The following is a 23,278-nucleotide window of genomic DNA, read 5'->3' as shown; positions in this document are numbered from 1 at the left end:
AACCAAGTTCAGCTATCCCCTTTTGTTTTAACTAGTAACGTTTCATGACCCGCGCAATTTGCCGGTCTTGTTCTCGCCGCTTGATGGTTTCACGCTTATCATACTCGCGCTTCCCATGGGCCACGCCGATCAACACTTTTGCAAAGCCGTGCTTCAGGTACATCCGCAACGGAATCAGGGTGACCCCTTTATCCATCGTGGCCTGACCTAAGCGCCGAATTTCCTTCTTGTGTAAGAGCAGCTTCCGGTTCCGCAGGGGATCGTGATTGAACCGGTTTCCCTGAACGTATTCACTGATGTGCACGTTCATCAACCACGCCTCATTGTTGCGCACCTGGGCGAAGCCGTCTTGCAGGTTAACCCGTCGAGCGCGCAATGACTTGATTTCGGTCCCGGTCAAGACGATCCCCGCCTCAATCGTATCCGTGACCGCATAATCATGCCGGGCCTTACGGTTTTGCGCTAAAACGTTATCTGGTGTTTTCTTGGTCTTTTTCTTAGCCAAGTTCAGTCACCTCGCTTAGTGCCGATCACCTTGTGAATTGTTGCGGTGTTGTCCACCACCGTGGTTGTTCCCCCGGTGCTGGCTATTATTGCCGCCGCGTGAATTCGTTGATCGTTGATTCCCATTGCGGTGATTGCCACCGTTCCGGTTACCCCCACCATGGTTGTTGTTCCCATGGTTATTGTTATTCCGTCCGTGGAAATTGCCCCCACGTGACCGGTGTTCCCGGTGTGGCAGTAAGTCACTGGTTGGGGCACTTTCTGGATTTAATAAATCAAAGTCGATTTCACTTTGTTCCTTGTCGACGTGGACGACCTTGACCCGAATCTCTTGACCGATTCGGTACGTCCGCCGCGTGTTGCGACCGACTAAGGCCAAGTACTTTTCGACGTATTCGTAGTAGTCATCCTTCATCCGACTGATGTGAATCAGCCCTTCGATGGTGTTCGGCAATTCGACGAACATCCCGAACTTCATGACGGAACTAACTACGGCGTCAAATTCTTCGCCGACGTGATCAGCCATGTATTCGGCCATCTTCATGTCGTTGGTATCCCGCTCAGCATCGATGGAGCGCCGTTCCATTTCGGACGTGTGGACCCCGATTTCTTCCAGGATTGGGGCAAACTTTTCCTTGCTTGCCTGACCGGTACCGTGGTCTTCGTAGTAATGGATCATCCGGTGCACCATGGTATCTGGGTACCGCCGAATTGGTGACGTGAAGTGGGTGTAGAATTCCGCGCCCAACCCGAAGTGACCCAGGGATTGGTCAGCGTAACGCGCCTGCTTCAAGCTCCGTAACATCATCACGGAAACCATGGCTTCTTCTGGCTTGCCGGCAACTTGCTTTAAGATGCCTTGTAACATCTTTGGCCGCAAGTGGTTCGGGTCACCCTTAACGTTGATTCCGAAGGCCGTTAAGAATTCGAAGAAGCTCCGGACCCGGTCGCCATCTGGCGTTTCGTGGACCCGGTATAAGAATGGCACCTTGGCGCGGAAGTAGTGTTCCGCAACCGTTTCGTTGGCAGCCAACATGAAGGATTCAATCAGCCGTTCTGCCACACCACGAGTCCGCAATTTCACGTCAATGGCGTGACCCTTGTCGTCGACGATGATTTCAGCTTCGCGGTCGTCAAAATCAATGGCCCCCCGCCGCTTCCGGTGCTTGACCAAGATTTTGTGCAATTCGCCCATGGCTTCAAACATTGGCACGAGTTCCTTGTAACGGTCCATCGTGACTGGGTCGTGAGCTTCCAAAATTTGGTTGACGGCCGTGTAGGTCATCCGAGCCTTTGAGCGCATTACGGATGGGTGAATCCGGTGCTTAACCACGTTCCCGGATTCATCGATTTCCATGTCACAGCTCATGCACAACCGTAATTCGCCCTCGTTTAACGAGCAAATTCCGTTGGACAGGCGCCGTGGCAACATTGGAATGACCCGGTCGGTCAAGTAAACACTGGTCCCCCGCTTGTAAGCTTCCTTGTCCAGAATAGAATCTTCCTTGACGTAGTGGGAAACGTCCGCGATGTGGACCCCTAAGTGGTAATTGCCATTTGGTAATTTCCAAACCGTCACGGCATCATCCAAGTCTTTGGAAGACTCGCCATCAATGGTGACCAGGTCTTGGTTGGTGATGTCTTCACGACCGGCCATTTCTTCTGGCAAGACGTGATCTGGAATCTCATCAGCGGCCTGCATGACCTCTTCAGGGAATTCAGACGGAATGTTGTGTTGGTACACGATTTGTAAAATATCGATACCGGGGTCATCAACGCTCCCGATGACCTGCTTGGCAATCCCCACCATCGCGTCGGGATGCTCAGCACTCGGGTATTCAGTGATTTCCGCGGTCACAACTTCACCCGGCGTCGGGTTCAAGCCGACAGCGGTCACGTAGAACTTGTACTTCATGACCTTCTTGTCGGTTAACCGCACTTGGCCCAAATAGCCGTTGTCATCGTCAGTCTTGAAGAATTCACCGACGACTTGTTCGTAGTGGTGTTCAACAATTTCGGTGACCTTACCTTCAGGCCCCTTGCCACTACGCGGATCGCCCGCGCGAATGATTTCAATCTTAACGGTATCGCCATTCAATGCCCGCAACGTATTGTTGGGTGCAATATAAGCGTCCGGTTCGACCTTATTTTCATCATATGCCACGAAACCAAAGCCCTTGTCATTGCCGTGGAAAATCCCGGTCAATGTCCGTTGGCTTGGGTCCAGTTGGAAATGGCCGTGGTCGGTCACTTGAACCAACCCGTCGCGTTCCAATTGCGCTAGCTCCTGCACGATCAGCTTGAAAGCCGCTGAACCGTGGTAATGGAGTGCGTCAGAAATGTCTTCTACTGTGTAGCTTTGTTCCGAATGTGCCCGGAAGAAAGCTGTTAAGTCTGTTTTTAATGTATTATCTTGCACTATCGATTCCTCGTTATTTAAAAGATTGTTTGGAGATAAGCTAAAATGTCCGTTTCTAAGGCATGGTGGGCCGAGTTGACGGTCAACACGTGGCCGGCCCCCGGGTACTCATGAAAATCTGTTTGATTGGCTGGATAGGCGTCCGCTAACCATTGGCCCGACCGCGGATCGATCATTTGATCGTGATCCCCTTGGGCAATGAAGACGCGCTGCTTGATCCGGTCTAAATGTGTCGCTGTCGTGTCCGTAAACGCTTGGATCGCCGTCAATTGAGCATCCAAGTGGTCCTTTAACCAGGCCACGCGTTGCGCTTGATCAGCGCCAGTAATGTTTTGCTCCCGGTAAGTCGCCTGCGCCATTTGGATGAACGACGCGGGCACATTGGTCTGTCCCCGGAAGATGACGGGGGAGGCAATCGTCCCACCACCCAGCAGCTCTGGGTATTCCTGCAGTGCCCGGGTCGCGAACAGCCCGCCGAGTGACAAACCAAAGATAGCGATCCGTTGATAGCCACTTTGCCGTAACTTGGCAATAGCGTCTTGCGTATCCTGCCACCATTGCTTGGGCGACCCTAACCGCAAAATGTCGGCGGGGTCACCAGTGGCGTGACCGGTAAAAATCGGTGCCAGCACGGTATACTTTTCGCTTTGTAAGCGCCGTGCTAAGATCCGCATATCATTGGAACTTCCGGAATAAGCGTGCAGTAAGATTACTGCGTTAGGCCCCTCTTCAAAGAAGAGCGGGGCTGGTTTTCGAATCATGTAAAACCACCACTTTCCGCAATATTAACATTATTCTGTAAAAAAGCCCCCTGTAACGAAAAACAGGAGGGCCTACATTTTACTCTAGTGTGAAGATAAATAAACTAAAGCCATTGCCAGCCCAAAGAATAGGGCGCCTAAAACGACTGTGACCTTTTGCATGAAAGCTTCAAACCCACGGGGCTTAGCCTTTGCAAATAAATCATCCGCACCACCAGATAAAGCGGATAATGCGTCATTAGTCTTGGCTGGTTGCATCATGACTGCGATGATGATCAACACAGCGACAATTAAGATACAGGTCATTAAAAAGTTATACACGAATTTGCCTCCTACCTATCGAATAGGTCTAATAGGTCTAACTATACCTTACCAATTTATCATAGTCGGCCACTTTTTACCAGCCCCCCGCTCACCTAATCGGGCAATTGCTTCGAAGAATCGTTTAAGTGGGTAAGCTGTTGTCGGACGTAAGCACGATTATTTTGGTAGGTAAAAATCACCAAACTGTCGCCCGCGCGCAAGATGGTATCGCCGTGCGGAATCACTGACCGTTCTCCGCGGCGAACGCTGACCAACAACGAGCCAGTGGGCCACACGATGTCGCGCACCTGCTGACCAACTAAGACGGTACCCTCGTTGACCGCAAATTCCAGTCGGTCAGTTGGCCCCACGTCTTTCGCCTCGGCAGGTTTGACCATCTGTTCCAGCATGGCTTCGTAAATAGGTGCTCCACCCAAGACATCGACCGTGATGTAGGCTACGATGGCCACCACTGCCAGCGGCATGAGGTGATGCAAGGTCCCGACCATTTCGGTGATCAGTAAAATCGCGGTAAATGGCGCCTTAGAGATGCCGGCAAAGTACCCGGCCATGGCATAAATAATCAAGTTAGCCACGTAGATCGACGGTAACCACCCCACGGCCACAAAAATGCGCGCGCCAATCGCGCCCAGTAAGGCCCCTAATGCCAGAATAGGCAAGAAGATGCCGCCGGGAAGCCCGGAACTGTAGCTAATGGTCGAGAAGCAAAACCGCAAGATAAAGTAGCCAATCAGCGGAATCAGTAGCGGCGTGTGTTTGGCAAACAGGACGATCATCCCGTTTCCCCCACCCAAGGCGACCGGCCACAATAAGCCAATCGGAATCACCAAGAGAAAGGGAATAATGCCGTCTAAATGTTGCGGTAACCACCGTAATTTGGCGTACCAACTCGCACCACGCAGCGTCACCCATTGGTAGGCATACCCCAACAGGCCTAACCCCACGCCCAAGAGCAATAGCAGCCCGTAATAGCGCAGTGGTAGCGCGTGTTGGTAATTAATGTGTAGCACTGGGGTCAGCCCGAAAACTTCGTTAGACACGAAATTAGCCACCACAGCGCTAGTCAGTGACGTCAACCAAACCAGCGTCGAGAAGTTGTGATACACTTCTTCCAAAATGAAGAGTGTCGAGGCGATGGGCGCGTTAAAGGCCGCTGATAGCCCGGCAGCAGCCCCGCCAGCAATCAATAGGCGACGCTGGCTACCCTTGAACCGAAAGCCTTCAGCGACCCCCTGAGCCACGGTCCCGCCTAATTGAATCGACGGGCCTTCCCGACCGAGGAATAGACCGGAACCAATGCCTAAAATCCCACTGACAAACTTCTTCCAGAGGACGGGCCACCACGCGTAGTCCATCTCACCGGCCAACTGGCCTTCAACTTGGGGAATCCCCGACCCTTTGATCATGGGCGTTTGCTTGGTCCAATGGCCAATCAGAACTGCCACGGCGACCAACAATAAAGCCCAGGGAATCAGCCACACTGGATTCTGGCCAAACCAACCGTACAGGCTTTGCATGAGTTTAAGTAAATGTTCAATAGCTAACCGAAACGTGCTTACGACGGCCCCGGCCAATAACCCCACGATACTTCCGAAGAAGATGGCGTTGAGTCGGGTAAAATCATGTTGGGTCCGTTGCTTTCGTTTCATTAGGCGATTCCTCCACAGTTTTTAAAGTCTAAATACCAGTTTAGCACAGATTGGCACAGACCTACTGATGAATTCGCCGGTTACGCCAAATTCCGGTAAAACTGAGGAGCAGACTGCCGATGGCGATGGCTAGCCCGTTGGGACGGTCGTTGGTTTGGGGCAGACGTTTGGCTGCTGACGGTGTTTTTGCCGGCGACTTAGCCGGGGCCGACGCCGCTGAGGGTTGATTAGCCGCATGGGCTGCCTGATGATGATTACTGGTCACTGGGCTAGTATGCGGATGGTCAGTCGCCTGAGACGGTGTGGTGGCCGTGTCAGCTGCGGTATCGGGTGCCGCTTCCCACAGGTCTACCGCCGAATGATGCGCCCACGGCCGCGGTTTGGTAGCCGCTGGCAGGTTAGTGGTTAGTGAATGGTGCGTTGGATTTGCTGGTAGTGCTGGATGTAAGACGACCGGTTGGGTTGGTAGCGTTGCCGGTTGCGGCTGGGGTGTTGGTGAAGTTGGCAGTGTCGGCGCCGTAGGTTTGCTAGGTTGTGGCTTTGCTGGGTTCGGCACTGGCTGTGGCTTAGGAATTTCCGGTGTTGGATCTACCGGTTGTGGTTTGGTGCTTGGTGCGGGATTTATCTTATCCGGTTGTGGTTGAGGCAAGTCTGGCTTCGAATTTGCATCTAAATTTGGCTTGGAATCTGGTTTCGCCAATTGATTAGAATTATTTCCATCTGCAGAGGTCCCTGACCCACTAACTGATTGAACCGAAATATGCCATTCTTCATGCTTGGCAAGAACAATTCGACTCACATCTTCTGAATGAACTAGCTTATATCCTGACGGCGGAAGTAGATTTACTTTACCACCAAGTGTTAATGCCCCCTGGGCTTCCCGCTCATTAATCACTTTGTCTTTTGTATCGACAAACATCAACATCACCGTAGCCGGTACCCGACCGCCTTCATAACGTCGTGAAATCTTTTTGGTAGCCAAATGTGCTTTGCCAACTATAAAACCAGGCGAGTAAAAACCAGAAAACTGAGGAATTTTCTCCACCTGTTCTTTCACTTTAGCCCGCTGCGTATGGACTATCTCAATTCTATTTTCTCCGCCATCTTCATTTATTCCAGTAATTATATGTGTAATCTCAAAATCATAATCCGTCTCCCAAGGTTCTGCAGCCAAAGCCGAAACCGACCCCAGCCCCAAAGAAACGCCCGTCACGACCAACACAATGATTCCCATGCTTTTCAAAATTTTCATCGTCAATTCCCCCTCGTTAAAGTTAACTCCGTAGAAAATGGCCGAAAATTTTTATTTTTCCGAAAAAAAAGAAGCAAGCCCATCACTGGACCTGCTTCTCAGTATTCACATTTAATTACTTGTTGACGATGGCTAAACGCGCATCTTCGTTCAAGTTGTAGAAGGAGTGAATCCCCTTGTATTCGGAAGTCTTACCTAATTGGTCTTCGATCCGCATTAATTGGTTGTACTTAGCGATACGTTCGCCACGGCTCATAGAACCAGTCTTGATTTGGCCAGCGTTTAAGGCCACAACCAAGTCAGCGATAGTCGTATCTTCAGTTTCACCAGAACGGTGAGAGATAACAGCCGTGTAACCAGCTTGCTTAGCCATTTCAACGGCTTCAACAGTTTCAGTCAAAGTCCCGATTTGGTTCAGCTTGATTAAGATAGAGTTGGCAACGCCCATCTTGATACCCTTAGCCAAGTAGTCCGTGTTCGTAACGAATAAGTCATCACCAACGATTTGAACCTTCTTGCCCAAGCGTTCAGTAGCCATTTGCCAGTCTTCCCATTCGTTTTCGTCCAGAGGATCTTCGATGGAAACAACTGGGTACTTGTCAACGATGCTTTCCAGCAAGCTAACAAATTCTTCGGCAGTGTATTCCTTACCGTCACCCTTAAGTTCGTACTTCTTGGTGTCGGCATTGTAGAATTCTGATGAGGCACAGTCAAAGGCGATAGCAACGTCCTTACCAGGTACGTAGCCGGCGTTCTTGATAGCTTCAACTAAGATTTCGAATGGTTCTTCGTTGTTCTTCAGGTCAGGTGCAAACCCACCTTCATCACCAACGGCCGTGGAGTAGCCCTTTTCGTTCAACAAGTTCTTCAAGTTGTGGAACGTTTCTGAACCCATCCGGATAGCTTCCTTGACAGTCTTGGCACCAACAGGCATAATCATGAATTCTTGGAAATCAACCTTGTTGTTGGCGTGCTTCCCACCGTTGATAACGTTCATCATTGGCGTAGGAAGGACGTGGCCGTTGAAGCCGCCTAAGTAGTTGTACAGAGGTTGGCCTAATTCGTCAGCAGCAGCCCGGGCAGCAGCTAAGGAAACACCTAAGATAGCGTTAGCACCTAACTTACCCTTGTTTGGCGTACCGTCCAAGTCGATCATGGCTTGGTCAATGGCCCGTTGGTCGGTAACATCGTAGCCAACGATTTCCTTGGCGATGATGTTGTTTACGTTGTCAACAGCCTTAGTAACACCCTTACCCATGAAACGACTCTTGTCGCCATCACGAAGTTCAACGGCTTCGTGTTCACCGGTTGAGGCACCAGAAGGAACGATTCCCCTGCCCATAGCACCGGCTTCAGTGTAAAGTTCAACTTCAACAGTTGGGTTACCACGAGAATCTAAGACTTCGCGTGCGTAAATATCAGAAATAATAGACATTTTTTGTATTCTCTCCTTATGAGTGTTTGGCTTCACGGGAACAAACAACAATCCCATGCTTTATTCTATAAGTTTAACATTGAACTTTCAATTATATTTTGCCCGAATTACAAATTTTGATAGTTCGCGAGCTGAATGAAAGAGTTTTCATCCAAACTAGACCCGCCAGCGAGCACCCCATCAACGTTGTCCTTGGCCATTAAGCCGGCAATATTGTCAGGTTTCACGCTACCACCATACAAAATCCGGACGCCGTTAGCCAATTCATCTGAATAGATATCAGCTAACGTCTGGCGGATCAGGTAACAGCCCTCTTCGGCTTGGTCCGTCGATGCCGACGTGCCACTGCCAATCGCCCAGCTGGGTTCATAGGCAATCACAATCTTGGCCGCATCGGCTGAACTAACGCCCTTAAGCGCTGCTGAAACTTGGTTGACGACCCAGTGAATTTTTTCACCGGATTCACGCCGCCCCATGGTTTCGTCACAACAAACGATGGGCGTCATGCCATTGCGGAAAACCGCTTGGACTTTCCGGTTAATGACATCGTCCGTTTCGTTGAAGTAACGCCGCCGTTCGGAGTGGCCCACGATGGTGTAAGGAATCCCCATCGCATGAAGGGCCTTGGGGCTGGTCTCGCCCGTGTAAGCTCCTTCATCTTCGTAGTAACAAGCCTCTGCGCCAATTCTCAGGACATTTTCCTGGTTGGCATCCAACATGGTCTGTAAAAATAACGCTGGCGCGGCAATCGCCGTTTCCACGACGTCCGCAGCCGGTAACTTGCCCTGCACAGCTTCCACGAAACTACGCGCTTCCGTTACCGTTTTGTTCATTTTCCAGTTACCAGCAATGAGTGGTATCCGCAACCTAATCCACCCTTTCTAAAAATAAATTGACTACGCTCATCATCTTACCGAATTCCCACTAGATTAGCCAGCGAAAACCCTTACCGATTGACGAGCTTAAGCATAAAAAGCTGTGATGACGACCACCACAGCTCTTTACAAATTTACTTATCAGAAATTGCGGCAATTCCTGGTAAGGTCTTCCCTTCAAGGTATTCAAGAGAAGCACCACCACCAGTAGAAATGTGGGACAATTTGTCAGCCACACCCAGTTGTTGGACAGCGGCAGTTGAGTCACCACCACCGACAATCGTCTTGGCTTCAGTCAAAGTTCCTAAGAACTTACCGATTTCCAAGGTACCTTCGGCGTAGTTGCTCATTTCAAAGACACCCATTGGGCCGTTCCAAACAACCGTCTTAGCAGACTTCAAAACGTCTTCAAATTCGGCAATGGACTTTGGTCCGATATCTAAGGCCATGTAGCCATCAGGAACGTCGCCTTCGACCGTCTTGTGAGGGGCATCATTGTCAAACTTTTCAGCAACAACGGAGTCCACTGGCAAGACTAACTTGTCGCCGGCCTTGTCCAAGATTTCCTTGGCTAAGTCGATCTTGTCTTTTTCGACCAGGGAGTTCCCAATCTTGATGCCCTTAGCAGCGTAGAACGTGTAAGTCATCCCACCACCGATAAGGATCTTGTCAGCCTTGGCTAACAGGTTATCGATCACACCGATCTTGTCAGAAACCTTAGCACCACCCAAGATAGCAACGAATGGGTGTTCAGGGTTGTCAACGGCACCCCCGATGAACTTGATTTCCTTTTCCATCAAGAAGCCAGCAGCCGTTTGGGCCATGTTGGCAGCGATTCCGGCGTTAGATGCGTGAGAACGGTGAGCCGTCCCGAAGGCATCGTTAACGAAGACATCACCCAATGAAGCCCAGTACTTGCCCAATTCAGGGTCGTTACCGGATTCACGCTTAACGTATTCGCCGTCTTTAACATCTTCGTAACGGGTGTTTTCCATTACCAAGACATCGCCGTCGTTCAAGCCATCAATGGCATCTTCAAGCTGCTTGCCTTCAGTGGTTGGAACGAATGTAACTGGCTTGTTTAACAAGTTGGACAGACGTTCTGCGACTGGGCGCATGGACAAACCTGGCTTGTCGTCTTCCTTCTTGATCCGACCTAAGTGAGATAAGAGGATGGCCTTGCCACCATGTTCGATTACGTACTTGATCGTTGGTAATGCCGCAACGATACGGTTATCGTTACCAATCACACCGTCTTTGATTGGGACGTTAAAGTCGACCCGCATCAGGACTTTTTTGCCCTTTAAGTCTAAATCAGAAACTGTTAATTTAGCCAATTCTGAAATCCTCCTTGAGTAATATCTATTAAAAGATTACTTTCACAATATACAGCACTTACCTCTGAATTTCAAAGGACTTATGCAATTTTTTACAAAAAACGCAGCGAAGAAATTCCTCCCTCCGCCGCGTTCGTGAGTCTATTTAAAAGCTTGTGGCAACTGTCGGATTAAAGAGTTGCGAAGTGCAATAACGTCCGAACCATGTTGCAAGTGAAGCCCCATTCGTTGTCGTACCAAGCAACAGTCTTGACAAGTTGGGTGTCACCGTTAGTCGTAACTTCAGTTTGGGTTGGGTCAAAGACAGAACCGTGATCATCATCGATGATGTCTGAAGAAACGATTTCGTCGGCGTTGTAACCGAAGGCTTCGTTACCTTCAGTGTGCTTCTTCATAGCGTCGTTGATTTCGTCAGCAGTAACCTTCTTGTCCAGAACAGTCACTAATTCAGTTAAAGAACCGTCAGTCAAAGGAACACGTTGTGCGTGGCCTTGTAACTTACCCTTCAAGTCAGGGATAACTAAACCGATAGCCTTAGCGGCACCAGTTGAGTGAGGAATCGTGTTAACACTGGCAGTACGGTTGTTCCGCATCTTCTTGCCACGAGGGCCATCCAAGATTTGTTGGGTAGCAGTGAAGGCATGAATAGTGGTCATCGTACCAGCCTTGATACCGAATTCCTTGTTCATGAAGTAAGCCATTGGTGCCAAGCAGTTCGTGGTGCAAGAACCAGCAGAAACGATTACATCGTCCTTGCTTAAGGCATCCAAGTTAACACCAGGCACAACCGTCGTAACGGCACCGGCTGGAGCAGATACTAATACCCGCTTAACACCAGCATCGATGTGGGCGTGAGCCTTTTCTTCGGAAGTGTAGAAACCGGTACATTCGAGAACGAAGTCAACACCGTCATTCTTAACCCAAGGAATGTCTTGAGCCTTTGGTTCAGCGTAAACAGGGTATTCCTTACCGTCAACCACGATGCCCTTGTCCGTAGCGGAAACTTCGCCAGGGAAACGGCCATGAGTTGAGTCATACTTCAACAGGTAAGCTAACATTGAAGGTGTCGTCAAATCGTTGATGGCAACAACTTCGATGTCACTTGAGTGGAGTTCGTGAATCCGCTTGAAAGCCAAACGGCCGATACGTCCGAAACCATTAATACCAATCTTTACAGTCATACTGTGATTTCCTCCTTCAGGAAGCAAACAAAGATAATTTTTTTAAAAAGCAATACATGTTCATTGTATCACTTTTTTAAAACAAAGTCAGCAGCACCTTCATCAGTTATTAACCAAGTCTGTGCTGGCGCTAAACGCATGTAAGCCGCAATCGCAGCTCCCTTTTCGGCACCACCGGCAACGGCGATGACTAATTGTTTAGCGGCTAAGTCGCCAATTTCCAGCCCGATTCGGGGGAACTTGCTGACGACGTGGCCCTGATCATCATAGAAATAACCAAAGGCCTCACCCACGGCATGGGCGGCCGATAAATCGGCAATCACATGTGGATCCATGTGGCGCCGTTCGGCCATGACAAATGCCTGACCGATACCGTGAATGACCACGTTACTCTGCGCAATCAGCTGTAAAACTTCATGAATCGCTGGTTCCGCGAATAACGATTTGTAGGTGGCACTGTTTAGCTGCTCCGGCACATACAATTGTCGAAACGCGCTGTTGGTACGTTCCGCCATCGTGGCCGCGACCGTGTTGGCCTGAATGGCGGGTGATTCACCGACCCCACCACGGGCAGGCACGAACAACAGCTCCCGGTTCGCCGCCAAGGCTGGTGTCAACGCATCCGCGACGGTGGCCAACGTGTGCCCACCCATGACGGCGACCGTACTGCGGCCACTCGGTATCTGGTCCATCAACACCTGCCCAGCAGCCTGAGCCAAGGCATCTAACGACCCGTTGGTGGCAGTACTATCACCCGGTACAATCGTACAATGGGCAATGCCCAACCGTTGTGCCAGTTCCCGTTCTTGCTGCTGTCGCCCAGCCAAATCATTCATGACTGGTGTCAAGCCGCGCAAGACCCGCTGTCCAGCGGCCGTAATCTGCATCCCCCGGACAGACATTTGGATAAATCCGAGATCTGCCAAGGCATCCGTGGTCGTGCGGACCGTTCGTTCGGAGCACGCTAGCTTGGTGGCTAACGTCCGCCGCCCCACGGGTTGGAGGCGGGCAACACCCTGCAGAACACGGAAGCGGCTGGTCAGTTTCCCGACCATCTGGGGCATAATTGCATCCACCCACTGCCAATCTTCATGCATCCTGCTTACCTCCTAGTGGGACGATAACCGACCTAAGGTGGCTGATAAACGCCCACCCTGGTCAAAAAATTTAAGGCCAACCAGAGCCAACCTTTTACGATTAATAGTATAAGCCCATGCTCGTCCTTTAGCAAGTAATTCAGACCGTTAATTTATGTAAGCCCTTACAATAGAAGAAACTGAAACGTTAAGGTCACTGGACCAGCAGTTGCTTGGTTATTGGGGGACTGCGCTCTGACTTTGAACCGGCCACCTGCCGCTTGCCAAATGGGCGTTGCTCGCTGGGGGCAAATGGCAAGGAGCTGACCACAGTACGGTTTCGAGGCCGCGCCGTGAGCGCAAAAAAATCGCCGCCACACGGTTACCCGTGGACGACGACTTCTTTGCTTTTATTTGATGCGCCCGGAGGGAATCGAACCCCCATTTCAAGAACCGGAATCTTACGTGCGATCCATTACACTACGGGCGCATAAAACTTGTTATGAACAACACCTTGACTACTATAACTGATTTTGAATAAAAATACAAGGCAGTTTTTCATTTTTACGCGAACATTCATGCTATAATAACGACATTAACTTTTCCTGGAGGTTTCCGCAATGACGCGACATAAGACTTTTCGCCTGGTCGTTGACGCATTATTAATGGCGATTGTTTTGCTTCAAAATATTATTCCCTTTCTCGGCTACGTCCCCCTGGGGCCCTTCAGCATGACCTTAATTGGCTTGACCGTCATCGTTGCTGGGACCGCCCTGGGACCTAAAGATGGCCTGGTCATTGGCGGCTTTTGGGGGCTGATCACCTTTGTCCGCGCCTTTACCTGGCCGTCTAGTCCGGTCGCCCCGCTGATTTTTACCAACCCGCTGATTTCAATTTTACCTCGCCTACTCATGGGCCTGGCTGCCGGTGGGCTTTACACTTGGGGTCGCAACCGCCACTGGTCGCAACGTCGTGCCATGCAAGTCGCCGCTGGTTGCGCTGCACTGGTCAACACCCTCTTAGTTCTGGGACTGGTCTTTTTCTTCTACCAAACGCCAGCCGTTGCCACTGCTTTTGGCGCTAAGGGTAACCAGACCTTGGGTTACGTCTTGATGATTTCGTTGCTGACCAACGGGATTCCGGAATTTATTTTAGATATTCTGGTCGCACCACTGATCGCTCGGCCCCTGCGTAATCGTTGGGACCGACTCAAGGCTTAGTGCTCACTTGGACAACACCCCACATCATTTAACCACGAAAATCCCTGCGCTCACGCTACTTGTGAACGCATTTTTTGTACGAAAAAAGCCGCAACCACAACGGTTACGACTATCTGATGCGCCCGGAGGGAATCGAACCCCCATTTCAAGAACCGGAATCTTACGTGCGATCCATTACACTACGGGCGCAAATCAGCATCAGTATTTTTGAGCACCTAATTACTATACCTGATGCTGAATATAAATTCAAGGGGTCGCCGCAAATTTCTTCTCGCTTAAACGTAAATCAGTGTCACCCCACCGAAGGAAACGTTGCCGTGAATCGTGACCTGGGGTGCCGTCTGGTCAGGCTCAGCGGTGCCTTTTTCTTCGATTGTCCCAAAGCCCGCGTTGATGTTGTGGTGTACGTTCCAGTGCTTCGGAATGAACAGTTCCGTGCCACCGAAAGAATCATCGACCACGATTTCAGCACCATCAGGATTGACCGTGACGTTGTCAAAGTAGACCTTGGCGCTGCCCATGTAGACCTTGATCACGGCGCGTTTGAAGTCTGGCGATTGCAAGTAACGAATACTACTGCTCTTGTTCACGTTGACCAGAATTTCGGACGCGTCCAGGTCTTGTACGTCCTCTTCCTCCCAGTCGTAGTCGTGCCACTTGCGATGATGCCAGTCCTGACCGTTGACGATGACCCGCGGACCACGGTGGTGCCAACGCCAGCGCGGCTTGATGATCAACGACAGACCGGCCGTCAGTAACACCGCCGCCCCGAGAATTGTCCAGGGCGCCAAGGTGGCGATTCCCAGCGGTTTAGCGAAGATGATAGCCAAAAATGCCAGCGAGAACACCATCCCGCCTACCGCGACGTGAATCAGACTCTCCACAAAGGCGGCCACTAAAAACATTGCCAGCAATAAGGTCCAAAAACCAATGTGATAGGTGAAGATTCCCAGTTGGCTCGTAATTAAAATACCGGCCGCCAAAACCAGGAAGACACCCCAAAACCAATTTCGATACATTTGTCTTACCCCTCTCGTTCTAGTGCCTCCCTGAGCGCCTTGTAGTAGCGCCGCGACACGTAGAGTTGCTTGTGTGAGTTTTGAAATTTTACCAGATTCCCCGTGACGGACTTGGTCAACGATAAAATCTGCTCGCGATTGAGAATGGCAGACTTGGAAACCCGTTGGAAGGTCGTGGGTAACGCGTCGGCCAGCTCGTACAACGGCTGCCGCGTCACGTACACCTCATCGGCCGTGTGGACCATGACCTGGTGATCAGCCGCTTCCAGAAATAAAATGCTGCCGACGACCACCTGATAGCTTTGCCCGCGCTGTCGCAATGTTAAGCGCTTAGCCGCCACACTGACTGCTTCTAGCGCCGCCACCAATTGACTCACGTCCGTATTGGCTGCCGCGCGAATGGTCACCTCCGGCTCGACCGCCGTTTCGTCAACTTCCACCTGGATTTTCAAATCGCCACCCCCTTTCGTTGTTCTAAGTAAACCATACCCGCTGGCAAAAATAAATATCGCTGACGTGACTGGTCAGCTAACCAGCGTAAGTGGTCGCCTAAGTTGGGTGAACAAACTTTTTGACCGGCTGAAACGCATCCACTGACAGGGCTGGACTGGCCGCCTGTCGTTCACCGCCTAGGGGACTGGCACCCGGTGGGTAGGCCGATCACTAGCGCTTTTTAATTTTATTTTTAACGCCCGCACCTACCTCACATCATTTCCAGTAGCATCCATTGACTTAGCACTCTCCCCATTCGACTGACAGAATACGTGACGTTTGGCCAAACTCTGTTATGATGGTTTTAGTTAATTGGTTCTGGCCTAAATGGTAAGTCATATTGTTTGACCTACTTTGACCATAGCGGTACACTAACAACATGTTAGCGAAACGCTAGCCATTCAATAGTTAATAAGGGAGGCTATCTAGTCATGAATTTAGTACCAACAGTTATTGAACAATCATCCCGTGGCGAACGGGCCTATGATATCTATTCACGACTCTTAAAAGACCGGATCATTATGTTATCTGGCCCAATCGAAGATGACATGGCAAACGCCATCATTGCGCAATTGCTCTTCTTGGACGCTCAAGACTCCACTAAGGACATTTCGCTGTACATCAACTCACCAGGTGGTGTGGTTTCTTCCGGCTTGGCCATTTACGATACCATGAACTTCATCCAATCCGACGTCCAAACGATTACGTTAGGGATGGCAGCTTCCATGGCCAGTGTCTTGGCTTCATCCGGGACTAAGGGCAAGCGTTTTGCATTGCCACACGCCCAAGTCATGATTCACCAACCATCCGGTGGTGCACAAGGGCAACAAACTGAAATTGAAATTGCCGCGCGTGAAATCTTGAAGACGCGTGAATTGATCAACAAGATTTTGGCTGAAAACTCCGGTCAACCCGTTGAACGTCTGAACCAAGACACTGAACGGGACAACTACTTGAGTGCGCAAGAAGCCGTTGATTATGGTTTGATCGACCACATCATGACCAACAGTAGCGAACAAAAGAAGTAATCCACTAATTAAAAATAACACCGACCCGGCTTGGGTTGGTGTTATTTTTTTACTAAAGGTTGAAAGTTGAATTAATGTCTTGACTCCCGAAGCGACAGCGTTTTGCCCACCAGAACTAGTGAAACCAGGAGCCTGCGTCAGTCAGGGATTCCGCCTGCTATGGGGAACACCTCCAGCCTGAGGAACGGGCTTCCGGTTCGCTTTGAAGCCTTGCCGAAACCGCAAATCTCCAAAGTCGTCCCACGCTGTAGGCTGAGAAAAAACCTCAGCCAACACCGTCGCCACAGCTGGCTCCATCCCTGACTGCCTCCGGCGGGTTGATGGTTATCAGCACCATTGTCTTAGTTGAAGACTAGTTGTCAAATCAGCCGCTGCCTGTGGCTAAACCAACTGTTACTAGCAAGCACTCCTGTAGCCGGGAGTCCGCCAAATATGGGTTCAGCCGTGGGAGTTTACTTAGCGGTGCGACTCTCACCGCTTAGCAAACTGGCGTCTTTGAGACGTGGTTTTCCGGCTCAAAGCGAGGCCGAGACCGCTTCTCAGGCTCGGTCCGGTCCGCCCACCGCGTTCCAACCCATAGTTGGCGGACGGTAGGCGGCCAGCTCAAACTACGAAGCTGTAAACGACTAATTATTACGCCATGAGTCGCGTGGTGACAATACTTCTAGCTGATCTTCATCTTTCAACCTTCAGTTTTTTTACAAAAAAAGCGGCTCCCAGCACCAATGGCTGAGCGTCGCTTTGACTTTACGCCGTGGCTTCCTCACGAAGCTGTTTGGCGTAGTCGTTGATTTTTCGTAAGCGGTGATTGATCCCGGACTTGGAAATGGGGCCGCCGGGAACCAAGTCGCCCAGTTCCTTTAAGCTCACTTCTTTGTGGGCCATCCGGGCCTCGGCGACCTCGCGCAACTTGATTGGTAATTGGCCTAAGCCGACCGTGGCCGCGATAAACTGAATGTTATCGATCTGCCGCGTCGAGGCGTTAGCGACCTTGTCCAAATTAGCGTTCTCGCAGTTCACCAGCCGGTTGACCGAGTTACGCATGTCCCGCATGATACGGACGTCTTCAAACCGCAACATGGCCGTGGTGGCGCCAATCAAGGACAAGAAGTCGGCAATCTTTTCGGCCCCCTTCAAGTACGTGATGTAGCCACTCCGGCGCACGATGGTCCGTGCGTTCAGGTCGTAGCGGTTCATCATTTCCGCAATCATCTGGTTGTGCTCCTCGTATAGGGAGTAGATTTCCAGGTGGTAGCGGCTGGTCTCGGGGTTGTTGACGGATCCCCCAGCCAAAAAGGCCCCACGCAGATAGGAGCGCACCCGCATGTCATCGTTTAAGATTTCATCCGGAACGGACTCTAACAGCTGCATCCCGTCAAAGATGCCCAGGTCGGATAGGACTTCCGTCACACCGGTCTTGACCCGCACAATGTACAGGTTATTTTTCTTGAGCTTCATCTTGCGCCGCACCAGCAACTCACTTTCCAAATCGTAAAATTGTTTGAGTAACTGATACATCCGCCGAGCAATCGCCGGATTTTCCGTTTGGACATTCAAGACAAAGTGGTGATTGGCTAACCCAAGGGCCCCGTTCATCCGGATCAAGGCGACTAATTCAGCCTTGGCGTTGTCTCGATGGACCTCCAGGGTGGTTAATTCTTTTTTGACTTCACTGGCATACGACACCGTTAAGGCCTCCGTTTCATCCGGTAACGTGGCTGGCCAATCAAGTTCAAGAGTTCATGCACGACCTCTTGCCCATTGTGGAAAGCCCCATTATCGCGTAATTGTAAAAAGTCGGTCGAAATGACCCGGCACCCCTGATCACGGAGTCCCTGAAAGTCATGCCGCACCGGTTGAGACATTTCGTCCCAGCGTTGGTAATCAATGTATTGGTCAGGCACCTTACGGGTGTTGACCAAGACTGTGTCAATAAAATTCGTGTTTAAATGCTGATTCAAGACGCGAACGTGGTCGGCATCGGTGAAGTTTTCCGTTTCACCTTTCTGCGTCATGATATTGCAGATGTAAACGACTTCCGCCGACGTCTCCTTGACCGCGTTACCGACACTTTCAATCATCAGATTGGGCAGGATGCTGGTAAACAGGCTTCCTGGTCCCAAGACGATTTGGTCGGCATTCATGATGGCGTCGATCACTGGCTGAACCGCTTGCGGCTGTTGGTGATGGTCGCTAGTCTCGACCCATACCCGTTTGATGAGCTTGTGGGCGGCCGTGATTTCCGACTCGCCGCTCAGGGTACTGCCATCCGCGAACTGGGCGTGGAGTTCCAGTGGTTCGTCTGCGGCCGGGAAAATGTGCCCGTTGACCCGCATCAGTTGTGATAACTCCTGAACGGCATCAAAAATACCGCCCTTCATTTCCGACAAGGCGGCAATGATCAGATTGCCAATCGCGTGACCCGCAAAGAAATCATCCGTCGTTTCAAACCGGTACTGGAACAGGTCTTTATAAATGTCTGGCACTTCCGCCAACGCCACCATGACGTTACGAATATCACCAGGCGGCACCACGTTAACGTAATGCCGAATGATGCCGGAAGAACCCCCGTCATCGGCAACCGTGACCACCGCCGTGATGTCGACGTCTTGGTCGCGCAGGTTGCGTAAAATGACCGGGAGTCCGGTACCACCGCCAATGACCACGATTTTGGGGCGGCGGCTATTATTTAGTTCTCTCATGATCGGTTAGCGGACTCCTTTCGCTTGTTGATGTCACGATGGGTCACGTGGACAGGATAGGTGTCCCCTAAGGCCTTACCAATGCGCTGTGCTAACGCAACGGACCGGTGTTGCCCCCCGGTACAGCCAATAGCCACCGTCAGGCTAGACTTTCCCTCTTTTTTATAGCCCGGCACGATGGTCTGTAACAACCCCAAGAATTGCTGGTAAAATTCCTCGGTCTGCGGCTGATTCATCACGTAATCGTAAACGGGTTGGTCTAAGCCAGTCTGTTCGCGTAATTCTGGCAGATAGTACGGGTTCGGTAAGAACCGCACATCCATGACGATATCGGCATCGATCGGTAGCCCGTATTTAAACCCAAACGACATCACCTCAATGTGAAAGGAATTCGTCGTTTCTGTTTCGTAATTGTGGAAAATCTCTTCACGGAGCTTACGCGGACTGAGGTTGGTCGTATCCAACACCAGCTGAGCCGCCTGCCGAATCGGCGACAGCAATTTCCGCTCGCGCTGAATCCCCTCCATCACCCGACCGTTGCGGGCCAAGGGGTGTGAACGCCGGGTCTCCTTGTAACGCGACACCAGCTCTTCATCCGATGCGTCCAGGAAGAGGACCTGGGCGTTCATGGTGCCATGCACCGCCACATCATTGAGCATGCGGACGATTTCGTCGTAAAAGGCACGCGAACGTAAATCGATCACTAAGGCAATCTTAGATAATTTACCCGATTCCCGCACCAAGTCCCAAAACTTGGGTAGTAGCGAAGGGGGCATGTTATCAATACAAAAGTAGCCTAAATCTTCAAAACTTTGCATGGCGACGGTCTTGCCGGCACCACTCATCCCGGTAATGATCACCAACCGAATATCTTCAGTCATGGCTCTTCTCCGCTCCTTTCGAAAACAATCTTTAAGCAGTATAACACACCGGGTGTGTCTTTTCCTAACAATTCTCTTAAATTAAGTCAATTTTGGTCGGTTTGGCCGTTGAATTTGCTGGTCAGGTCCACGAGACCTTCGGCGTTACCCTGCTTAGTTCCTAAGAAAGTTTAAAGTTCACGGATTTGGGGGTCACAACTAGCGATTGGATTTCGTTCGTATAAGTGTCGGCACTGGTCACCTACTGTTCGTCATACAACAATTCGTCCGGGCGAACCGTGTGGTACAGTGAAAAACCGCCGTCGAGATTGATGACGTCAAAGCCGTGTTGTTTCAAGATGCGTTCGGCCACATAGCTACGGTGGCCACTTTGACAGCTAACGATGTACGGCTGATTGGTATCCAGTTCAGCGAGTCGCTGCCGTAATTGGTCCAGGGGGATGTTGATGGCCTCGGGAAACCGACCGGCGACTAGTTCGTCGGGATTACGAACGTCAAGCAATTGCCGTCCAGCAACTGTCGCAGCCGGTAGTTCCGACCACTGCAGATTGTTGCTCAGGCCATCCACGATATTTTGGGCCATGTCACCGACCAGATTCACGGGATCCTTAGCTGAACCAAACGGCGGCGCGTAACTTAATTCCAGTTCTGGCAGGTCCGCGACGGTCAGGTGTCCCTTGATGGCGGTTGCCAAAACGTCGATGCGTTTAGCGACACCATGGCCCACCGCCTGAGCGCCATAAAGTTCCCCGGATTGCGGATTAAACAACAGTTTGAGTACCAACGTTTGGGCCCCAGGGAAGTAGTCAGCGTGGTCACTGCCGCGGTAATGAACGGCTTTGTAAGGTAAGTGTTGGGCCTGTAAAGCGGCCTCATTTAGTCCCGTCATGGCAGCGGCCATATCAAATACCCGGACGATGGCGGTGCCGACGCTTCCTCGATTGTGATGCGGTAAACCGGCAATGTTGTCCGCCACTTGACGGCCCTGCCGATTGGCCGGTGAAGCCAGCGAAATCAAATCTGGTTGACCGGATACCTGATTGCGAACCACGATGGCATCCCCCACGGCATAAACATCCGCCGCGCTAGTCTGATACGTGTCATCCACTTCGATGCCACCGTGCAAACCCAATTTGAGGCCGCTATCTGCTAGAAAATCTGTCGCTGGCCGCACGCCCACGGCCAGAATCGTCAGGTCTGTTTGTAACTGTGTTTGATCGCTCAAAATCAACTTCCGTCCTGCAGCTTTAATGGCCGTTACGGCTTGGCCAGTAATGACCCGGACGTCATGGTGTGCTAGCGTTTGTTGCACGTAAGCTGCCATCTCTTCGTCTAGCGGTGGCAAAATGTGCGTGGCTTGTTCCACCACCGTCACGGCTAATCCACGCTGACGCAAGGCCTCGGCCATCTCCAAGCTGATGAAACCACCGCCCACCAGCGTGACCGTCCGCGCCGCCGTTTCGTTTAGTTGGGCCATGATGTGGTCCAAATCGGGAATGTTCCGCAAAGTCGCGACATTTTTCGCCGTAGCCAGTCCAGGTAGTGGCGGCACGATTGGCACGGCTCCGGGAGCTAAAATGAGCTTGTCGTAAGTCTCCGTGACCGTTTGGCCGGCAACCTGCACACTGAGTTGGTGCTGGTCGGGGGCCACCGCGGTGACCCGTTGATTGACACGCACGTCAATATTGAAACGCTGCTTGAGTTTTGCTGGCGTCTGAACAATCAGGTCAGCACGATCCTGAATTTCCCCGCTAAGATAGTATGGCAACCCACAGTTAGCAAACGACACATACGGCCCCTGCTCCAACACGATGATCTCAGCCGTTTCATCTAACCGGCGTAACCGCGTGGCCGCAGACATACCACCCGCGACGCCCCCGACAATCACAACTTTCATGACCAAGCTCCTTTCATAATGCACATCTAGAACGTTATGCCATTCAGTATATACCGGTCCAAGTGGGACGCAACTAATTTACCCGGCAAATTGCTTTTTTGGGGGTAACACTTTCTGTGGTCAACGAAGCAGGCCGCAATCCTACTTTACCGTGGTTCACTTTCCTGCCCACTCCCGTTCAAAGACTTCCCAAAAATGCGTATGCCCCATCTGAATATGTTCTTTATTAGGATTAATATAACTTGGCCAGTCTTTTTCATATGAACCTCTAGGGAAAAAGTCTATCGTCCAACTATTCACCCCTAAGCTTTCCTCGACCGTTAACACATCGCCCTTGGTAAAATCCTGATTATCTTGAAGTTCCATCTTACCTGGTTTCCCAACGGTCTCTTCGGGAGCATCGATTTCTGTCAGTGTCGCACGCCCATTTCCGACGGGGCGAAGAAGGACAGTCCCGTCACTCAATGACGCGTTTGACACCGTTAACTTTACCCCGGATGGTCTCGATCGCCAGCGAGGACCCTTGCCATCTGATGCATTAAACCCTTCGCCAACCTCTTTCCATGACCCCATTAGTGACGAGTAATCACCGGCTTTAAGTTGATGAAAATTCATCGTGCGTAAATCAGCGGATTTTCTACTAGATTCACCTGCTACTGGCTTTCGATGCCCTTCACCATGGACCTTAGCCCGCAATCGATTCTTGAGGATTTGTTTATCAACCCGCACAATAAGTTTCTTCAAGGCCGATGCCGTATAAACCACACCCCGTTGGGCAATCAACGCGGATTTCAGGTCTTTGAGCGCCGCATTTTTTCTTTCAAGACTGTCTGGGGTTTCTTTGTCGAATCTCGCTGGACTTTGTCGTTTTAATCTTTGTAAGTTCTCAGTTTGGATTAGCTGTTTGATTTCTTTAATCGTGTTTTGATAGACCAGCGTCACTTGCTGCGTTTTTTTCTGACCTCGTTGATATTTTGTTGACGCCCTCTCAAGCTTCTTCAAAGCCGCCACTTGTTTCTGAATGGAACCTTCAGTTTTAATTGCCCTAGCCTGCCGATTGATTGTCGCAATCTTTGTTTCATAAGGTCCCACTACTTTATTATTCTCATTGGCCGTTCCACACCCAGTGATGGTAACTGTCAGCACTAGTAATGCTATAACTACCAGATAACGCTTCTGCATTATTCCACCCCTCCGACACGCATTATTTAACGAAACCGTTAGTG

General features: G+C 50.8%; 20 protein-coding genes and 2 tRNA genes. 2 read left to right on the top strand and 20 right to left on the bottom strand.

The window, feature by feature from the left end; genetic code table 11:
• Positions 1 to 31 precede the first annotated feature (31 nt).
• The 12 genes from smpB to EKM83_RS05810 form a co-directional block, all read right to left on the bottom strand.
• Positions 32 to 505, bottom strand: a complete 474-nt coding sequence (gene smpB, locus EKM83_RS05865) for an SsrA-binding protein SmpB (RefSeq protein WP_125575699.1) — start codon at positions 503 to 505, stop codon at positions 32 to 34.
• A 15-nt stretch (positions 506 to 520) separates the two neighbouring features.
• On the bottom strand, positions 521 to 2,923 hold the full coding sequence (gene rnr / locus EKM83_RS05860) for a ribonuclease R (protein WP_125575698.1): 2,403 nt from the start codon (positions 2,921 to 2,923) through the stop codon (positions 521 to 523).
• A gap of 17 nt (positions 2,924 to 2,940) precedes the next feature.
• Positions 2,941 to 3,684: an alpha/beta hydrolase gene (locus EKM83_RS05855; RefSeq protein WP_125575697.1), complete on the bottom strand. Its 744-nt coding sequence runs from the start codon at positions 3,682 to 3,684 to the stop codon at positions 2,941 to 2,943.
• An 84-nt stretch (positions 3,685 to 3,768) separates the two neighbouring features.
• The gene (secG, locus tag EKM83_RS05850) at positions 3,769 to 4,005 is read right to left on the bottom strand and encodes a preprotein translocase subunit SecG (protein ID WP_125575696.1); all 237 of its coding nucleotides are present in this window, start codon (positions 4,003 to 4,005) and stop codon (positions 3,769 to 3,771) included.
• A 95-nt stretch (positions 4,006 to 4,100) separates the two neighbouring features.
• A complete protein-coding gene (locus EKM83_RS05845; protein ID WP_125575695.1) occupies positions 4,101 to 5,657 on the bottom strand; it encodes a ClC family H(+)/Cl(-) exchange transporter in 1,557 nt (518 codons plus the stop codon).
• A gap of 61 nt (positions 5,658 to 5,718) precedes the next feature.
• Complete coding sequence (locus EKM83_RS05840; RefSeq protein ID WP_125575694.1) at positions 5,719 to 6,909, bottom strand: hypothetical protein; 1,191 nt, start codon at positions 6,907 to 6,909, stop codon at positions 5,719 to 5,721.
• 115 nt (positions 6,910 to 7,024) lie between these two features.
• The gene (gene eno, locus EKM83_RS05835; RefSeq protein WP_125575693.1) at positions 7,025 to 8,344 is read right to left on the bottom strand and encodes a phosphopyruvate hydratase; all 1,320 of its coding nucleotides are present in this window, start codon (positions 8,342 to 8,344) and stop codon (positions 7,025 to 7,027) included.
• Positions 8,345 to 8,451: 107 nt separating this feature from the next.
• Positions 8,452 to 9,210 (bottom strand): triose-phosphate isomerase, encoded by a 759-nt coding sequence (gene tpiA / locus EKM83_RS05830; protein ID WP_125575692.1) that lies wholly within the window; start codon positions 9,208 to 9,210, stop codon positions 8,452 to 8,454.
• A 143-nt stretch (positions 9,211 to 9,353) separates the two neighbouring features.
• Positions 9,354 to 10,556, bottom strand: a complete 1,203-nt coding sequence (locus EKM83_RS05825) for a phosphoglycerate kinase (RefSeq protein ID WP_125575691.1) — start codon at positions 10,554 to 10,556, stop codon at positions 9,354 to 9,356.
• Between the two features lie 170 nt (positions 10,557 to 10,726).
• Positions 10,727 to 11,737, bottom strand: coding sequence for a type I glyceraldehyde-3-phosphate dehydrogenase (gene gap, locus EKM83_RS05820; RefSeq protein ID WP_125575690.1), 1,011 nt, complete (start codon positions 11,735 to 11,737; stop codon positions 10,727 to 10,729).
• 68 nt (positions 11,738 to 11,805) lie between these two features.
• A complete protein-coding gene (locus EKM83_RS05815) occupies positions 11,806 to 12,834 on the bottom strand; it encodes a sugar-binding transcriptional regulator (protein ID WP_125575689.1) in 1,029 nt (342 codons plus the stop codon).
• A gap of 397 nt (positions 12,835 to 13,231) precedes the next feature.
• Positions 13,232 to 13,303, bottom strand: a tRNA-Arg gene (locus tag EKM83_RS05810).
• A gap of 130 nt (positions 13,304 to 13,433) precedes the next feature.
• Here EKM83_RS05810 and EKM83_RS05805 point away from each other — a divergent pair.
• Positions 13,434 to 14,033 carry an ECF transporter S component gene (locus tag EKM83_RS05805; protein ID WP_125575688.1) on the top strand — a complete coding sequence of 200 codons (600 nt, stop codon included), beginning with the start codon at positions 13,434 to 13,436 and terminating at the stop codon, positions 14,031 to 14,033.
• Positions 14,034 to 14,150: 117 nt separating this feature from the next.
• On the opposite strand, the gene EKM83_RS05800 is transcribed toward EKM83_RS05805, so the two are convergent.
• The 3 genes from EKM83_RS05800 to EKM83_RS05790 form a co-directional block, all read right to left on the bottom strand.
• Positions 14,151 to 14,222, bottom strand: a tRNA-Arg gene (locus EKM83_RS05800).
• Between the two features lie 86 nt (positions 14,223 to 14,308).
• Positions 14,309 to 15,052, bottom strand: a complete 744-nt coding sequence (locus tag EKM83_RS05795; protein ID WP_125575687.1) for a LiaF transmembrane domain-containing protein — start codon at positions 15,050 to 15,052, stop codon at positions 14,309 to 14,311.
• A gap of 5 nt (positions 15,053 to 15,057) precedes the next feature.
• On the bottom strand, positions 15,058 to 15,504 hold the full coding sequence (locus EKM83_RS05790) for a LytTR family DNA-binding domain-containing protein (protein WP_125575686.1): 447 nt from the start codon (positions 15,502 to 15,504) through the stop codon (positions 15,058 to 15,060).
• Between the two features lie 471 nt (positions 15,505 to 15,975).
• On the opposite strand from EKM83_RS05790, the gene clpP reads away from it, so the two are divergent.
• On the top strand, positions 15,976 to 16,572 hold the full coding sequence (clpP, locus tag EKM83_RS05785; protein ID WP_043022142.1) for an ATP-dependent Clp endopeptidase proteolytic subunit ClpP: 597 nt from the start codon (positions 15,976 to 15,978) through the stop codon (positions 16,570 to 16,572).
• Between the two features lie 747 nt (positions 16,573 to 17,319).
• On the opposite strand, the gene whiA is transcribed toward clpP, so the two are convergent.
• The 5 genes from whiA to EKM83_RS05760 all read right to left on the bottom strand — a co-directional run bounded on the left by whiA (position 17,320) and on the right by EKM83_RS05760 (position 23,234).
• The gene (gene whiA / locus EKM83_RS05780; protein ID WP_125575685.1) at positions 17,320 to 18,258 is read right to left on the bottom strand and encodes a DNA-binding protein WhiA; all 939 of its coding nucleotides are present in this window, start codon (positions 18,256 to 18,258) and stop codon (positions 17,320 to 17,322) included.
• 2 nt (positions 18,259 to 18,260) lie between these two features.
• Positions 18,261 to 19,274, bottom strand: a complete 1,014-nt coding sequence (locus EKM83_RS05775) for a gluconeogenesis factor YvcK family protein (RefSeq protein WP_125575684.1) — start codon at positions 19,272 to 19,274, stop codon at positions 18,261 to 18,263.
• Positions 19,271 to 20,155: an RNase adapter RapZ gene (rapZ, locus tag EKM83_RS05770; RefSeq protein ID WP_125575683.1), complete on the bottom strand. Its 885-nt coding sequence runs from the start codon at positions 20,153 to 20,155 to the stop codon at positions 19,271 to 19,273. The genes EKM83_RS05775 and rapZ overlap by 4 nt, the downstream gene beginning before the upstream one ends.
• A gap of 241 nt (positions 20,156 to 20,396) precedes the next feature.
• Positions 20,397 to 22,052: an FAD-dependent oxidoreductase gene (locus EKM83_RS05765; protein ID WP_125575682.1), complete on the bottom strand. Its 1,656-nt coding sequence runs from the start codon at positions 22,050 to 22,052 to the stop codon at positions 20,397 to 20,399.
• Positions 22,053 to 22,208: 156 nt separating this feature from the next.
• The gene (locus EKM83_RS05760; RefSeq protein ID WP_125575681.1) at positions 22,209 to 23,234 is read right to left on the bottom strand and encodes a DUF6287 domain-containing protein; all 1,026 of its coding nucleotides are present in this window, start codon (positions 23,232 to 23,234) and stop codon (positions 22,209 to 22,211) included.
• Positions 23,235 to 23,278: the final 44 nt, after the last annotated feature.

This window comes from Levilactobacillus angrenensis (assembly GCF_003946085.1).
Lineage (GTDB): Bacteria > Bacillota > Bacilli > Lactobacillales > Lactobacillaceae > Levilactobacillus > Levilactobacillus angrenensis.
The sequence above is the reverse complement of the archived record's forward strand: the minus strand, read 5'-3'. Positions and strand labels throughout refer to the sequence as shown.